The organism is Microbacterium sp. dk485 (assembly GCF_004570445.1).
GTDB lineage: Bacteria > Actinomycetota > Actinomycetes > Actinomycetales > Microbacteriaceae > Microbacterium > Microbacterium wangchenii.
Genome location: NZ_SPQW01000001.1, coordinates 550,705 through 566,605, shown reverse-complemented (window position 1 = coordinate 566,605; position 15,901 = coordinate 550,705). Strand labels below are relative to the sequence as shown.

The following is a 15,901-nucleotide window of genomic DNA, read 5'->3' as shown; positions in this document are numbered from 1 at the left end:
CATATTGGGACAGGCCCGAAGCCGCCCCACCCGCATCACCCATTCGTCGCTTCAAAGGAGAGTCATGGCGAACACCGATCAGCTGCGCGTGAAGAAGCAGCAGCGCAATACCGTTCTGGCGAGCGTCTTCGGCTCGGTCATCGAGTGGTACGACTTCTTCCTCTACGCCACGATGGCGGCCCTCGTCTTCAACAGCGAGTTCTTCCCCCAGTTCGATCCGCTCATCGGCACGCTCGTCGCCTTCGGCACGTTCGCCGCCGGTTTCGTCACGCGCCCCATCGGCGGGCTGATCTTCGGCCACTTCGGCGACCGCATCGGTCGCAAGAAGATCCTCGTCATCACGATGCTGATCATGGGCATCTCGACGTTCCTGATGGGCGTGCTGCCCACGTACGCCCAGATCGGCATCGCCGCGCCGATCCTGCTGCTCATCCTGCGGATGCTGCAGGGCATCGGCCTCGGCGGCGAGTGGGGTGGCGCGGCCATCCTCACCTTCGAGCACGCACCGCGCGGCAAGCGGGGCCTCTTCTCATCGTGGCCGCAGACCGGCGTGCCGCTGGGCCTCCTGCTGTCCACGGTCGCGGTGAACCTCGCGAGCCTTGCCGGTGAAGGGGCGCTCGTCGAGTGGGCGTGGCGCATCCCCTTCATCGCGAGCATCGTCCTCGTAGTCGTGGGCCTCATCGTCCGCCTCAAGGTGGAGGAGCCGCAGGCCTTCAAGGACATGGTCGAGACCGGCGAGGTCGTCAAGGTCCCCGTGTTCGAGGTCATCCGCAAGTACCCCAAGCAGCTGCTCGTCGGCTTCGGCGCGCGCTTCAGCGAGAGCATCACGTTCAACGTCTACAACGCGTTCCTGCTGACCTACACCACGACCGTCCTCGGACTGTCCAGCTCCTACGCGCTGAACGGCCTGCTCGTGGCGAGCGTCATCGGGTTCTTCATCATCCCGATCGCCGGCAAGCTCTCCGACAAGTTCGGCCGCCGACCGGTCTTCGCAGCGGGAGCGGCCGTCGCCCTCGTCACGGCCTTCCCGATCTTCGGCCTCATCGACTCCGGTGTCGCCGTGTTCATCTGGCTCGCGACGGTGCTGGGCTGGTCGATGGGTGCGTGCACCATGTTCGGCGCCGAGGCCGCCTTCTTCGCCGAGCTGTTCCCCGCCCGCGTGCGCTACACCGGCATGTCGCTGGTGTACCAGCTGGGTGTCCTCCCCTCCGGTGCCGTGGCGCCGATCATCGCCGTGTGGCTGGTGTCGATCTCGGGCTCGTCGTGGCCGGTCGCGATCTACGTCATGGTCGCCGCCGCCATCGCCCTCGTGGCGCTGTACTTCGCCAAGGAGACGGCGCACCAGGAGGTCGACACCGACCTGCGGGCGCGCGCTGAGGCGCAGGCCGCTCCCGCCCCCGCAGCCCAGTGAAAGCAGGAAGCACCGCAATGACCCGCTCAACTCCCAACATCGTCCTGATCCTCGTGGACGACATGGGCTTCTCCGACATCGGATGCTACGGCGGTGAGGTGGAGACGCCGAACCTCGACGCGCTCGCCGCGAACGGGGCGATGCTGACGCAGTTCTACAACACCGCCCGCTGCAGCCCGTCGCGCGCCTCTCTCATGACGGGGCTGCATCCGCACCAGACCGGCATCGGAATCCTGAACTACGACGACGCGCCCGACGGGTACCCGGGGAACCTCAACGACCGGTGCGTGACGATCGCCGAAGCACTGCAGCCTGCGGGGTACCGGAGCTACGTCTCGGGCAAGTGGCACATGGCCGGCGACATCCACAACCCGACGGATGCGTGGCCGACGCGTCGGGGGTTCGAGAAGTTCTTCGGCACGCTGGAGGGTGCGGGTAGCTTCTTCCGCACGCGCACCCTCACGCGGGATGAGACGAACGTCGAGGACGAGACGCTCGACCCGGACTTCTATTACACCGACGCGATCAGCGACAACGCCGTGCGCTTCATCGAGGACCACCGCGCCGAGCACGCCGACGATCCGTTCTTCCTCTACGTCGCGTACACGGCGCCGCACTGGCCCCTGCACGCGCTCGAGGAGGACGTGAAGAAGTACCTCGGCCGCTTCGACGCCGGCTGGGACGCGCTGCGCCAAGAGCGGCTCGAGCGGCTCATCGCCTCCGGGATCATCTCGGAGAACTGGCCGCTCACCGACCGCGACCCGCGCGTGCCGGCGTGGGACGACGTCGAGCACAAGGAGTGGGAGGCCATCCGCATGGCCGTCTACGCCGCGCAGCTGGACCGCATGGACCAGGGCGTCGGGCGCATCGTCGGCGAGCTGAAAGAGCAGGGCATCTTCGACGACTCCATCGTCATCTTCCTCTCCGACAACGGCGGATGCGCCGAGGAGATGCCGATCGAGACCGCGCGGGAGTTCGTCACCACGTACGTGACCTTCGACGCCGAGACGCGCGACGGTCGCGAGGTGCGCCCGGGCAACGACCCGAGCATCGTGCCCGGGACCGAAGACACGTACGCGACGTACGGCCGCTCGTGGGCGAACCTGTCGAACACGCCGTTCCGCGAGTACAAGCACTGGATTCACGAGGGCGGGATCGCCACCCCCTTCATCGCCAGCTGGCCGGCGGGGCTCGGCACCGACCCGACCCTCCGGACGCAGCCGCATCAGCTCACCGACGTCATGTCGACCCTGCTGGATGTGGCGGGCGTGGACTATCCGACCGAGTACCCGGGCCGTGAGCCGCTGCCGGCGGAGGGCGTCAGCATGATGCCCACCCTCCGGGAAGGCGCGACGGACGAGGACCGGATGCTGTTCTGGGAGCACGAGGGGAACTGCGGCGTGCGCCGGGGTGCGCTCAAGCTGGTCAAGAAGTACGGGCTCGACTGGGAGCTGTACGACATGGTCGAGGACCGCACCGAACTGCACGACATCGCGGCGCAGCATCCGGAGATCGTGGCGGAGTTCAGTGCCGCGTACGACGAGTGGGCGGCGCGCTGCGGGGTCATCCCGCGCGAGCGCGTGCTCGAGCTGTATGCCCGTCGCGGAAGCGGCCTTCCCTCGGAGTGACGTCGAAGGCGGTCGGTTACTCTGGGCGGGTGGACGCGGCTCTGGACAACTCGGTGGCCAAAGCGATCCACGTCCTGGGGGCCCTTCGACCATTGCCGGAAGGGGCGAGCGCACGAGAGCTCGCCTCTTCAGCCGGTCTTCCGCGCAGCACCGTCCAGCGCCTCCTCGCGACGCTCGCCGCGACGGGCATGGTGACCCAGGATCAGAGCACGCAGAAGTACATGATCGGCCCGCGTGCGTTGCTCATCGGTCTCGGCTACAACAGCGGTCTGAACCTCATCACCGCGGCCCGTCCACAGATGGTGGCGCTGCGCGACGCCGTGGGGGAGACCGTCGGCCTGTCGGTCGCGGTCGAGCACACCCGCGTGTTCCTGGAGGAGGTGCAGAGCACGCAGGAGCTGCGCTTCGCCCCCGAGCTCGGCAAGCTCTACCCCCTGTGGTCGGGGGCCAACGGGCGCGTGCTCATGGGCGCGCTCACCGAGGAGCAGGTCGAGGCCGTGCTCGCCAACCGCGCGCTCGATCACGCGGTGGACCATCCCCTCTCCGACGAGGCGATCCGCGCGAACCTCGCCGAATACCGCCGCGACGGATTCGCGATCGCCTTCAACGAGGCGATCGACAGCGTCAACTCCATCGCGATGCCGGTGTCGGATGCCACGGGCGCGGTCGTCGCCGCGCTGTCGATCTCCGGTCCCTCCCAGCGGTTCACGCGCGACCGCATGCTGGCGTCGGTGGGGGCGCTCAGTGCGGCCTGCGCCACCGTGACCCGGCAGCTGGGCGGGACGCCTGCGCCGGTGGCCGTGCCCGTCTGATCCTCAGACGCCGATGGAGGCGCCGTCCACGACCTGCGCGGTCGTGCGGATCGACGCGAACCCGCGCGCGGCGAGCACGCTCTCGGTGCGCCGCAGAATGTCCTCGCCCGACACCGCGCCGAACGTGTCGCCGGCCGCGATGGCGGAGGTGGTCGTCGCGTCGGTGACGAAGTCGACCTCGAACCCCAGGTCACTCGCCGCCCGCGTCGTCGTCTCGCAGCACTGCTCGGTGCGGATGCCGCAGACCACGACCCGCCGGACGCCCGCGCGGATGAGGTGCTGTTCCAGGTCGGTCGACGCGAACGCGCTGATCGTGGTCTTCTGCAGCCGGAGTTCGTCGGGAGCCGGCGACAGGTCGGAGATCACCCGGACCAGGCCGCTATCCGGGTCGAAGACTCCGCCCGACCCGGGGTCGGCGTGCGTGATCCACACGACGAGGTCCCCGACGCTGCGGGCGTGCTCGACGAGCCGGTCGATGTTCGCGATGACCTGCGGGTTGGCCGTCTCCGCCCATTCGTCGGCGCGGTGACGGAAGGACTCCTGCGCGTCGATCACGAGCAGGGCGGTGGCGGTGGGTGTGGTCATGGCAGCATCCTCGTCGGCGCCGACCGCCGTCGCGAGCTCACGCCGGGTCACCGGGCGGCCGGATCCCGCCACAGTCACCCGGTCACCGCGCGGCGCACGAGCAGCACGCCGTCGTCCAGGTGCGCGGGTGTGCCGTCCGGCGCGGTCGCCTCGCGGGGGCGGATCTCAGTAATCTCCGGATGCCACACCGCCGGGTCGAGTCCGAGCAGGTCCCACTCCTCCTCGGGCGTGCGCATACCCGGGTGGTGGCCGGACGATTCGTGCGCCGCCCACGGCGGCGCCGCCGCATGGGAGACGACGAGGAGGCGCCCACCCGGGGCGACGCGCTCGGCGGCGTCTCGCAGCATCCGGATGCGGGGAAAGTCCGCCTCCCGCGAGTGCAGGAAGCTCGCCAGCACGAGGTCGAACCGACCCTCGACGGCGGCTGCGCCGTCGCCGTGGACGAAGCGGACGTCCGCGCCGCGTTCCGCAGCGAACTCCGCCGCGCGGCGCACGGCCGTGGCTGACACGTCCACACCCGTGGCCCGCCAGCCGTGCTCGGCGAGCCACACGACGTCGCCGCCCTCGCCCGAGCCGACGTCCAGCGCCGCCCCCGGCTCGAGAGAGCCCACGATCTCGGCCACCGTCGCGTTGACGCGGCCCGACCAGAACCGATCCTGCGCGGCGTAGCGCTCCTCCCACTCCGCATTGCGCTGCGCGGTGCGCTCGGCGACGGCGCGGTCGACCTCCTCCGTCACGAGCATCGCGTTCGCGCCGGCTCCCGCCATCGACCCGGCTCCCATCGACACCGGCACGTTGGCGTAGGGCGCGGTGACGTTGCCGGCGGCGAAGACCCGCGGATGGCTCGTCGCACCCCGGAGGTCGACCGCCAGGGGAGCGCCCGGCTGGTCGACGCGCGCGAGGTCGAGGCTGTCGGCGAACGCGAGGTCGATCACCGGGTCGCCGCCGGTGAAGACCGCGTCGACGACGTGCGCGTCGCCGTCCTGTGTCTCCACGGTCAGCCCGTGGGTGCCGGGCGCAACCTCCCGCACCGGAGTGGGGACGATGCGGATGCCGCGGGCGGTGAGCCGCGCGACGGCCTCCTCGCGGAGCGGCTCGGCCTCGGCGGTGAACGCGACGACGTCGTCGGACAGCTGCCGCACGAGTTCGACCTGATGCAGGCTCGCGGGTGATGTCGCAAGCACGCCGAGGCGGCCGCCGGCGACCTCCCACCCGTGGCAGTACGGGCAGTGCAACACTGTTCGCCCCCACTCCTCGCCGAGCCCCGGCACGTCGGGCAGCGCGTCGCGGATGCCGGTGGCGATGACGACCGCGCGGGCGGTGTCCTCCGATCCGTCGGCGCGCGTCACGCGCAGGGCGTCGTCTTCATCCGTCAGCGCCGTCACAGTGCCCTCGGCGATCTCCACACCGTAGGCGCGGGCCTCGGCGCGTCCCTTCTCGAGCAGCGCCGCGGGGTCGAGTCCGTCGTGGCCGAGCACTCCATGCATGTGCGCGGCGAACCGGTTGCGCGGCTGTCCGCCGTCGATCACGAGCGTGCGTCGCCGTGAGCGCCCGAGCATCTGCGCCGCGCTCAGTCCCGCGATGCTGCCGCCGATGATCACGGCATCCCATTCGTTCGTCATGTCTCCAGCGTCGTCACGGATGCCGCGGATGGCAAACATTCTTGCGGATATGGCAAGCTCGGACCATGGATGCCGCCCTGGACCAGATCGGACCGCGCCTTCGCGCCGCCCGTCGCGACCGCGGATGGACGCTCGAAGACCTCGCGACGCGCGCGGGGATGTCGGCGAGCACGCTGTCGCGTCTGGAGTCGGGCAAGCGTCAGGCGTCGCTGGCGCTGCTGCTCCCACTCACGCGGCAGCTCGGTCTGCGCATCGACGACCTGCTGCCCGCGACGCCGGCGGATCCCCGCATCCGTCGCCCGGTCGAGCGCCGCGACGGCATGGTGATCGCACCGCTGACGCTGGAGCATTCTCCGATCAAGACGTACAAGGTGACGTTTCCGCCGGCGGAGGAGGCTCCCGCCCCGCGCGTCCACGACGGATACGAGTGGGTGTTCGTGCTGAGTGGGCGCCTGCGCCTGGCTCTGGACGGTCACGAGCACCTCATCGAGCGTGGCGAGGCGGCCGAGTTCGACACCCGCACCCCCCACAGCCTGAGTGCGACGGCGGAGGGCCCGGTGGAGGTGGTGAGCATTTTCAGTGCGTCGGGGGAGCGGATCCATACGCGCGGTGTCGAGGCGCAGCCGGACGGCGGGACTGAGGCCGTGCCCGTCGCCGCATCCCCTGAGCGAGCCGGTTCAGAACGGTGGTGGGTCTCCGTCGGGGATGAACATGACCCGTGGTGGGGGTTCGTCGGTGTAGGTGTTGCCGAGGGGACTGGTGAACTCCACCGTTCCATCCGGTAACTGCCGGACGGTCCATTCGGTTTCGGTTTTCAGCGTGTGGTGTCGGGTGCAGAAGTGGGCGAGGTTGCTGAGTGCGGTGGGTCCGCCGTCGTGGTGCTCATGGTTGTGGTCGATCTGACATCGGTGCGCGGGTTGGCGGCAGCCGAATCCGCGGCAGTGCTGGTCTCGGGCTTGCAGGTAGCGGCGTTGGTCGGTGCCGGGGGTGTATCGGTCGACTTCGAGCACGGTCCCGGTGATCGGGTGACACAACACCCGGTCCCACCCGGGTGCTCCGCCGGCGAGCTGTCGGGCGGTGTCGGGGTCGATTGGGATCTGCCCGTGCAGGCTGGCACCGGCATCCGTCTTCCCGAGAAGGGTGAGCACGGGGACGACGACCTGGACGTGGGCGTGGATGGCGCCGAGCCCGCCGGGGAGGTGTTCCCCGGTGGTGGGGTCGATCGCGGGGGTACCGGTGAGCAGCATGTCGGCGGCGACGTCGGCGCCGATCTGGACCAGGGTGCGCGTGTCATCGACGACCGGATCTTCGTTCTCGGCGGGCGCCTTAGCGGCGGCGGCTTGTTCGGCGCGGCGGGCGCGTTCGGTGTTCGCGGCGTCGCGGACGGCGCGGGCTTGCCGGCGCAGCCGGTCGCGGATCCCGTACGCCACCGCCGCGGGCAGCCGCAGCTGCAGCAGCGCCATCCCGTCGTCGAGGTCGAGAACCGACACACCCCGGGTCTCCAGCGCCCTGGCGTGCCGGAGAGTCATCCCTTCCGGGTTGACCGCTTCGGCCAGTTGCCGGGCGTACGCCTTCGTCCGCCCCGGCGTCTGCCGCGCGGCGTAGTCCAGGACGGTCTCCTCCCACGCCGCGCGGACCTGGTCATCGGCGATCGGCAGCCCGGTTTCGAAGATCACATCCACGTGCCGCTTCGAGATCCGGCCGCCCTCCAGCGCGGTGACGGTGGCGGCGAACCTCGTGACCAGGGTATGGGCGTCGCCGAGTTCTTTCTGCGCGGTCATGTCGTGCACGTGCGTGGCGAACGCGATCTCGGCTGCGACGGATCGCACCGGCATCTTCCGCTCCCGCGAGTCCCGCGACCGGATCCGTGCCACCTGGCCGGCGGCCACGTCGGCGAGGGCGGCGAGCGAGCGGATCCGCTTCGCCTGCGCTTTCGCGACGGCGGCGTCGGCGTCCTGCAACCCGGCCAGACCCGCCCGCATGCGGGACGCGTCCGCTGCGGTGGTTTCCCCAGGCCAGGAGCTGTATTCCATACCGCCAAGCTAGCGAGGGCCACCGACATCGAACGCCGCCCGATCGGGCGCCGGAGCCGGCCTGTGGATAAGTCGATTTCGCACAGCCGCATCGACCCACACACCCGGTCGTCGAGCGTCGCCCTTCGGGCAGAGTGCTGGCGGCGCTGCCGCTGACGAACCTCGACTATCGCCGCAGGCTCTCCCGGATATGGGCGTGCCTGGAGGCGTCGATGACGACACCGGCGCGGCGCAGGCCGATCGTGACGGCGCCGGCGAGTCCGTCGGGCACCCGCTCGAGCTCGACCTCGTGGCCGCGAAGAGCCATGGCGTCCACCACCCCGCGGCGCAGGCGCGGCTGGCCCGCGAGAACCCCGCCGGTCACGACGACGGGCCCAGGCAGGCTCGGAGCCATCACGGCTGAAAGAGTCGTGGCGAGACCAGCGGCAGCCTCAGCGAGGATCCCACGGGACGCCTCATCGTCGACGTCGTCGAAGGCGAACCTCGCCAGTTCCGCGAGACTGATGGCCGGCCCGCCGTACACGCGGACGAGCAGGTCCGTTGCCGAAACGAGCCGCCGGCTCTCGTCACGCTGCCGACGTCGGTCCTCGTCGATGCCGAAGTGGTCGAGGACCTTCTGGGTCAGCGCTGTGGTGGGCCCGCGACCGTCGAGTTCCTCCAGCGCGGCGGTCGCCACACGCTGCCCGATCCAGAACCCCGAGCCCACATCGCCGAGCAGCCAGCCCAGCCCGTCGGCGGTGGCTGCAACGCCCCCGTCTTCGATGCGCAACGCGGCAGCGCCTGTCCCACTGATCAAGACGTATCCCGACGTGCGATGCGTTCCCGCTTCAAACGCTGCGACCGCGTCGGATTCGACGTGGACGTCCGCGATGATCCCGTCTGATCGCAGCGACTCCGCCACCGATTGCTGCAGCGGGGTTTCCAGGCCGAGGCCGGCCATCGCGACGACGACGCCATGCACAGCGGAGGCCGGGCGGTCGGCGTCCTCGAGGGCAGCTGCGATGCACTGGCGGACCACAGCGATCGCCGTCGGCATCCCTCGAGAGATCGGGTTGGCTCCACCCGCGCGGGCGTAGCCGATGCACGATCCGTCCGCGGTGACGACTACACAGCGCGTGGACGACCCGCCCGCGTCCACTGCGACCCATACGCGAGTCGTCACGATACGCTCACGTGTGCCGCCCGGTGGGAGCGGTTGACGGCACAGGTGCTATGAAAGTATCTTTCATGTACTGCACCATACCCTGTACGAAAGTACCCGCAATGCCACAATCGGAGCCCTCTTCGTTCCCCGCCGAATTCGGCATGCGGGCTCGCCTGCAAGCTGCCCAGTCGCGCTTCTCGCCGTCGATGGAGAAGATCGCCACCCTCCTCCTCGAGAATCCAGAACTGCCCGTCAATCTATCCATTCTCGAGTTGGCAGAACGCGCCGCGGTCTCGGCGCCCACGATCACGCGATTCTGCAAGCTCATCGGCTACGGCGGGTACGTTCAGCTTCGAGTCGGCGCAGCGGCGGACCTCGGCCGCTCAGTGGGTCAGGACGGCCTGGCGGGGGAACCCGGAGCCATGGTGAACCCCGCGATGAGCGACCAGGAGCTGGTGCGAACGTTCCTTGCGACACACATCCAGGCACTGCAGGCCTCCGGAGATCTCGTAGACATGAGAAGTTTCCGCACCGCCGCCGGAATGATCGCGGCCAGCGTCCACATCGACGTCTATGGCGTCGGCGGCTCGAGCTCGGTCGCGAACGGGCTCGCCGAGAGGCTCTATCAGATCGGCATCAATGCGCGAAGCTGGAGCGACCTGCATCTGGGCATCATGAGCGCGTCCTCCCTCCACGCGACCGCTGTGGCCATCGGCGTCTCGGCCTCGGGTTCGACAGGAGAGACAGTCGAGATGTTGAGGATGGCCCGATCTGCGGGAGCCAAGACCGTCGCGATCACCAGCGACCCTCGGTCGCAGCTGGCTGATCTGGCCGACGTCGTGATCCGCACGGCGCCGGGAGACGATTACTTGGATCTCGGGGCGCTGACCTCCTCGCACACGCAGGTGTTCGCCGCTGATCTGCTGTACCTGCTCGTCTCGTGGATCGATCCGGAGCGCTCGCAGCGATACGCGGAGAATGCCCGCGCGGCGGTGCAGCGGCACAAAGTGCTGGGCCGCAACCGGCGGCACCCGGTGGACTAGCAGCGGTCCGTTCGTCGCTGCGCTGAAACGGACCGGCCCTCACCTCGCGGTGGGGGCCGGTCCGTTTCCGGGTGATTACGCCACGCGGCTTCGTCGGCGCAAGACGTACACCAGCCCGCCCGCGACGAGGAGGAGCGCGCCGGCCAGCGCGAACGCCCAGGGCGACTGCCCTCCGGTGACCGCGAGGGCGCCGGCAGCCAGGACCGTGACGCCCACATTGATCTGGGGCAGTCCCGCTGCGGTGATGGCCAGCGTGTGCGCGCCCACCGCGAAGTCAGCCGGGACGGGCACCGAGAACGTCACCGTGCCGCTCGCATTCGCCGCCGGGATGCCTGTCACCGCGATCGGCTCGCTGAACAGCGTCGCGGCGACCTGCTGGCCGGGTTGGAGCTCCGTCAGCGTCACCGAGAGGGTGTCACCGCGCTCCACTCGTCCGCCGTTGCTCAGAGTGACGTTCGCCCAGTCGCCGCCGACCTGATCCCCGGCCGCCGGGTCCGCCCCCGGGTCGACCGGCGCGGGCGGCGCGGTCGGGTCTGCCGGCGCGGTCGGGTCCGTCGGCTCGGCCGGGTCCTCGGGGTCCGTCGCGTCGGCGACTTGGTAGAGCACCCCCTCCGACGCGGACAAGGTCCGGGTGAGGGTCTGCCCGTCGAGCTCGATCGGTGCACCGAGGCTTCCGTCCTCCCGGCTCACCTCGCGCAGCGCTCCGATGGTCTCGTCGAACGACAGTTCCATGCTCTGCTCGGCGGTGAAGCTGTTGTTCACCACGAACAAGTACTCCTCGCCGGATTCGCGATCGATCATCCGGGACAGGACCAGGTCGCCGTCTCCCTCCGACTGGACGAAGAAATCCGCCGGCACGGTGGGCTGTCCGTACGCCGTCCCGCTGAGGTAGACCTGCTCGGCATCCAGTCGCATGAGCGTGTCGCCGAGGGCCTGGATCTCCGAGTTGAGCTGCTTGACCGGTTCGTACAGGTCGGTCTTCCTCCCGTCGGCGGTCATGATCGCGTCGGTGAACGGCTCTCCGCGGTTCGTCGGCGTCCACCACGTGAAGTACGACAGCTGCTTGTAGCCGTAGGCCATCGCGACGTTCGCCTCGTAGCGGATCTCCGCCGGCACGGGGCGCCGGAGATTTCCAGGAATGCCGACGGCCTGCAGGTACATCGCGGTCTTCACCGAGTTCTCCAGACCCAGCTCGCGCACGGTGTTGAGGTTGGTGAACATGCCCTCGAGGTTCGTGTCGCCCTCGCGGAAGGGATACATGTCGTACATGAGGTAGTCCCGATCGTCGATCGATCGGCCGTTCGTGGCATCGATCCAGTCCTGCATCGCCTTGTCGTTGCCCGCTTCGCCCCCGTAGTAGAAGTACGGGAAGAAGTTCAAGTGCGGGTAAAGTTCGGGTGCCTCCTCGCGGACCGCGTTGAAGGCGGTCGCGTACGCGACGGCGTTCGACGGCTCATCGATGAGGTAAAGGCCCCCCACGCCCGGAACGTTCCGGTAGGTGTTCACCCACTCCTTCACCTCGTCGGCGGACATGGTCGCCAGGGATCCGGCGGTGCTGTCCTGAACGATGATCTGCATGTCGCGCTCATGAGCGAGGCGGGCCATCTCCAGGTTCACGTGGCGAGCAGACGTCTCGATCTGGTTGTTCTGCACGATGGTGATCCCGGCCTCGGCAAGGTTGTCGTAATGCTCGTCCCCCACGTAGTCGATGGTGGGCGGCCAGAATGCGGTGATCGCGAATTCGTCGCCGATGCGCTCGATGTCATCGCTGACCTCGACGGGGAGGCTGAGTGTCGTGTCACCGGCGGTGAGCGTCACCGTCGAGGTCCCGACCGCGACGGCGGTGACCGTGCCGTCCGCAGCCACGGTCACCACGCTCGGGTCCGACGACGCGACCGAGATCTCCGGCTGCGGTCCGACCACCGAGAACCAGTGCGCGTCGGTCGCCCCCGGGGGAAGCAGCAGCGCCGGCTTCTGCTGAATGACGCACGCGTTGCGCTCTCCGTAGACCTCCAGCTCGGAGATCTGGGCGAGGTAGCCGTCGATGCCGGAGGGGCCGTTGCGCACATCGACCTGCAGCCGCACGAATCGCGCGGCGGTGGGGTTCGCCAGCGCGAACTCCTGCGCGGTCGGCTGCACGCCCGGGTTGCCCGTGCTGGTCGCCACGGTGCTCCACGCGTCGCCATCCGCAGATACCTGCAGCCGGTAATCCCTCGGGAATGCCTTCTCGCGCGGCGCGACGACGAGACTCGTGACGTCGACGGTGCAAGCGAGATCGAGAGTCAGCGTGGCAGGGGCCGCCGGGTCCTGCACGCGATCGTAGGGATTCGTGCTCCATCCGGTGCCCCGGGAGCCGTCGACGGCGAGCGCCGCGGCCCACGTCTCGCCGGGCATTTCGTAGCTGCTGCTGGCCACGGCGACCGCCCCGCGCGCCAGGTTCTCCGGACCCTGCGGCTCCTCGGGCTCCTCAGGTTCGCTCGCGACGCCCTCGGCGAAGGCGGCGATCTCGGCCAGCTGGAGTATGCCGCCCTCGCGAGCGGAGCGCTTCGTCACATCCAGGCGAAGAGCGGATGCGGTGACCGGCGCCTCGAGATCGATGACGTCGGGCTCGGACACAATGGTCCACTGGTCGGGGTGGGTGACGCGCGTGCTCCAGACGCTCTCTCCGCCGTCGCCAAGCAGCGTGACGGTGTAGTCGATGGGGAAGTAGGCCCCGTAGAGGTCGCCACGCGGAAACACCACGACCCGCTCGATCGGTTCCGGCTCGGCGAAGTCGAGCTGCGCCCATCCGCCCGCATCCACGCCGGTGTCCGCGGCTACCCACAGGTTGATTCCTGAGATGCCGGGGTTGCCGTCGACGAGCTTGTCGGCCGGCCACGCCGCTTCAGAGTTGCTCACCGAAGCGGCGGCTGCGCGCGCGACGTTGATCGTTCCGGGTGGCGCATACGAGGCGATGTCGTCACGGCTCTCTGCGGCGGCGGGGAGCGCCGAGACTGCGGACGCGAGCAGCGTCGCTACCACGGCCATGGCGAGAGCCATGACCGTTCGTCGTGCGCGGGGAAGGGCAGGGGAATGCATCGATGGTCTCCGTCCTGAGGGGCTCCAGCGCCCGCATTACGTGGGAGCGTAGAGATGCTTTCATCTGGATGTCAACCGCATGAAAGTCAATTTCTTCAATCTCGAGGCGACCACCGTGGTTGACAGTCTCGTTCTCGGAAGATACTTTCATCATCAGTTCGACTTACTCGAAGTGAATTTCAATGAAAGGGGCGCAAGCCCGGTGCATGCATCCGCTGACTTCTCGGCACAGGTCGCCGACCGACTCCGTTCCCTCGACGCGCTGGCGCAGGCGGGAGGATTGGACGAGGCCATCGCCATCCTGGCGCGCACGATCGCCGACGGCGGAGTGGCCCAGGCCTTCGGCACGGGGCACTCCGAGGCCTTCGCCATGGAGATCGCCGGCCGCGCGGGCGGCTTCATCCCGTCGCACGCGCTGCGCCTCAACGACCTCGTCCTCACCGGGGCGTACGATCGCTCGTGGTTGGGTACGCCGGAGTTCGAGCGTCGCCCCGATGTGGTGGACACGCTGTGGTCGATGTACGACATCCGTCCGGCCGACTGCTTCCTCATCGCCTCAAACTCCGGTGCGAACGGGTCCATCGTCGGTCTCGCGCTGCGCGCCAAGGAGGAGGGGCACCCCGTGATCGCCGTGACGAGCTTGGAGCACAGCCGCGGCGTCGAGTCCAAGCACCCGAGCGGGAAGAGGCTCTTCGAGGTCGCGGACGTGACGATCGACAACCTGGCGCCTTACGGCGATGCGACGATCCAGATCGGCGACGGTCCGAAGGTGGGGCCCGTGTCATCCATCACGGCTGCCTACATCGCACAGCTGCTCACTCTCGGCGCGGTCGAGAAGCTGACCGCGGCGGGCACCGAACCGCCGATCTTCCTCTCGGCCAACATCCCGGGTGGCGATGCGCACAACCAGCGCATCGAGGCCCGCTACGGGCAGCGCATCAACCCGTTCGTCGCACCGGCCGAGGAAGCGGCGACGGCGTAGCCGGCACGGCGCGGCCAATAGCCGCCCACTCACCCACACCAACACACACCCGAAATCGAAAGGCGAAAGACTGTGAAGGCTCTTCCCAAATTCCGCGCCGCAGTGGGCGCGGCCAGCGCGCTGGCGCTCACGCTGGTGCTCAGTTCCTGTGCGGGGTCCGCATCCCCAGAGGGGCCGGCGGGCGAAGTCACTGCTGACAACCCGTTCGGTCTCGCCGCCGACTCGTCCATCGAGGCGGTGGTCTTCGAGGGGGGCTACGGCATCGACTATGTCTCCGCCGCGGGCGAGATCCTGCAGGAGAACTTCCCTGACGTGGATGTCAGCGTGAGCCCCTCCAACGGCATCGCCCAGGAGCTGCAGCCGCGCTTCGTCGGAGGCGACCCGCCCGACCTCTTCAGCAACGACGGCGCCGCACCCATCCCCACCGACACGATCATCGGCCAGCTCGAACCGCTCGATGACCTGTGGGATGCCGAGAACCTCGACGGCGTGAAGATCGCCGACGCGGTCTTCCCCAGCGTCCGTGACGACGGAACGTACGGTGACAAGTTCGTCGCGGCGAACTATGTGATGACCGTGATCGGCCTGTGGTACTCCAGCTCTCTGCTCGAAGAGCACGGCTGGGAGGTGCCGCATACATGGGATGAGCTGCTGGATCTCGGGGCGCAGGCCAAGGAGGAGGGGCTCTACCTCTTCACCTTCGGCAAGGAGGCGGCCAACTACTACGAGTGGATGATGCTGGACTCCGCGATCAAGGAGGGTGGCCTGGAGGTCATTGCCGACATCGCGAACCTCGAGCCCGACGCGTGGTCGCACCCCGCCGTCGTCGAGGTGTACGAGGCGATGGAGGAGGCGATCGCGGCCGGTTACATGATGCCCGGCGGTGCCGGCACCCAGTTCACCCAGGCGCAGGCGCAGTGGAGCCAGGACCAGGGGGCGCTGTTCTATCCGTCGGGAAGCTGGATCGAGAACGAGATGAAGGACGCCACGGCGCCCGGGTTCGATATGACGGTCGCGCCGTTCCCGACGGTGACGTCGGACTCCGCGCTGCCCTACTCCGCAGTGCAGGCGGGTGCGGGCGTGCCTTTCGAGATCCCGGCCGACGCGGAGAACGTCGCGGGGGCCAAGGAGCTGCTGCGCACGATGCTCTCGAAGGAGGCGGCGTCGCACTTCTCGGAGACGACCCTCGCTCCCACGATCGTCAAGGACACCGTTCCGGCTGACGGATTCGGCTCGACGGCGCTGGCGTCGACCATGAGTTCGATGGAGAACGCGGGCGACGACATCTTCAACTGGGTGCTGTCCAACAAGTACTTCCAGTACTACGGGATCGACCACGCGGTGCCGCTCCTGTCCTTCCTCAGCGGCGACATGACCGCGAAGGAGTATCTGGCGGAGGTCCAGGCGATGTCCGACAAGGTCGCCGCCGACGCGTCGGTCGACAAGGTCGAGTTCACCTTCTGAAGCTGCCGTGACTACCTCCCACACAACGGTCGGGCGCCCCCCGCCGCGGGCGGCCGACCGGCGCCCCACCAAGCCCCGGCACCGCGCCCCCAGAATCCT

At 68.8% G+C, this 15,901-nt stretch carries 11 protein-coding genes and 1 pseudogene; 7 read left to right on the top strand and 5 right to left on the bottom strand.

What is annotated here, in order from left to right:
* The first annotated feature begins 64 nt into the window (after positions 1 to 64).
* Genes E4V99_RS02630 through E4V99_RS02620 form a run of 3 tightly spaced genes read left to right on the top strand, consistent with a single transcriptional unit; the run spans position 65 to position 3,851 of the window.
* Complete coding sequence (locus E4V99_RS02630; protein ID WP_135116349.1) at positions 65 to 1,411, top strand: MFS transporter; 1,347 nt, start codon at positions 65 to 67, stop codon at positions 1,409 to 1,411.
* A gap of 17 nt (positions 1,412 to 1,428) precedes the next feature.
* Positions 1,429 to 3,039, top strand: a complete 1,611-nt coding sequence (locus E4V99_RS02625; protein WP_135116348.1) for an arylsulfatase — start codon at positions 1,429 to 1,431, stop codon at positions 3,037 to 3,039.
* 29 nt (positions 3,040 to 3,068) lie between these two features.
* The gene (locus E4V99_RS02620; RefSeq protein ID WP_167758053.1) at positions 3,069 to 3,851 is read left to right on the top strand and encodes an IclR family transcriptional regulator; all 783 of its coding nucleotides are present in this window, start codon (positions 3,069 to 3,071) and stop codon (positions 3,849 to 3,851) included.
* A gap of 3 nt (positions 3,852 to 3,854) precedes the next feature.
* Here the strand turns inward: E4V99_RS02620 and E4V99_RS02615 are convergent, their stop codons facing one another.
* Positions 3,855 to 4,436, bottom strand: coding sequence for an isochorismatase family protein (locus E4V99_RS02615; RefSeq protein ID WP_135116346.1), 582 nt, complete (start codon positions 4,434 to 4,436; stop codon positions 3,855 to 3,857).
* A gap of 74 nt (positions 4,437 to 4,510) precedes the next feature.
* Positions 4,511 to 6,058 carry an FAD-dependent oxidoreductase gene (locus E4V99_RS02610; protein ID WP_135116345.1) on the bottom strand — a complete coding sequence of 516 codons (1,548 nt, stop codon included), beginning with the start codon at positions 6,056 to 6,058 and terminating at the stop codon, positions 4,511 to 4,513.
* A gap of 65 nt (positions 6,059 to 6,123) precedes the next feature.
* Between E4V99_RS02610 and E4V99_RS02605 the strand changes: the two are divergent.
* Positions 6,124 to 6,663: pseudogene (locus E4V99_RS02605) on the top strand (XRE family transcriptional regulator); the annotation flags it as partial.
* A gap of 72 nt (positions 6,664 to 6,735) precedes the next feature.
* Here the strand turns inward: E4V99_RS02605 and E4V99_RS02600 are convergent.
* Both E4V99_RS02600 and E4V99_RS02595 read right to left on the bottom strand, forming a co-directional pair.
* Positions 6,736 to 8,091, bottom strand: coding sequence for an HNH endonuclease signature motif containing protein (locus E4V99_RS02600; RefSeq protein WP_135116343.1), 1,356 nt, complete (start codon positions 8,089 to 8,091; stop codon positions 6,736 to 6,738).
* Positions 8,092 to 8,257: 166 nt separating this feature from the next.
* On the bottom strand, positions 8,258 to 9,253 hold the full coding sequence (locus tag E4V99_RS02595) for a BadF/BadG/BcrA/BcrD ATPase family protein (protein WP_167758052.1): 996 nt from the start codon (positions 9,251 to 9,253) through the stop codon (positions 8,258 to 8,260).
* 50 nt (positions 9,254 to 9,303) lie between these two features.
* Here E4V99_RS02595 and E4V99_RS02590 point away from each other — a divergent pair, with 50 nt between their 5' ends.
* Positions 9,304 to 10,278, top strand: coding sequence for a MurR/RpiR family transcriptional regulator (locus E4V99_RS02590; protein ID WP_135116341.1), 975 nt, complete (start codon positions 9,304 to 9,306; stop codon positions 10,276 to 10,278).
* Between the two features lie 75 nt (positions 10,279 to 10,353).
* Here E4V99_RS02590 and E4V99_RS02585 read toward each other — a convergent pair whose 3' ends face one another.
* The gene (locus tag E4V99_RS02585; protein WP_167758051.1) at positions 10,354 to 13,317 is read right to left on the bottom strand and encodes a discoidin domain-containing protein; all 2,964 of its coding nucleotides are present in this window, start codon (positions 13,315 to 13,317) and stop codon (positions 10,354 to 10,356) included.
* Between the two features lie 241 nt (positions 13,318 to 13,558).
* Here E4V99_RS02585 and E4V99_RS02580 point away from each other — a divergent pair, with 241 nt between their 5' ends.
* Positions 13,559 to 14,338: an SIS domain-containing protein gene (locus E4V99_RS02580; RefSeq protein ID WP_245233102.1), complete on the top strand. Its 780-nt coding sequence runs from the start codon at positions 13,559 to 13,561 to the stop codon at positions 14,336 to 14,338.
* Between the two features lie 72 nt (positions 14,339 to 14,410).
* Positions 14,411 to 15,802, top strand: a complete 1,392-nt coding sequence (ngcE, locus tag E4V99_RS02575; protein ID WP_240742807.1) for an N-acetylglucosamine/diacetylchitobiose ABC transporter substrate-binding protein — start codon at positions 14,411 to 14,413, stop codon at positions 15,800 to 15,802.
* The last annotated feature ends 99 nt before the right edge of the window (positions 15,803 to 15,901 follow it).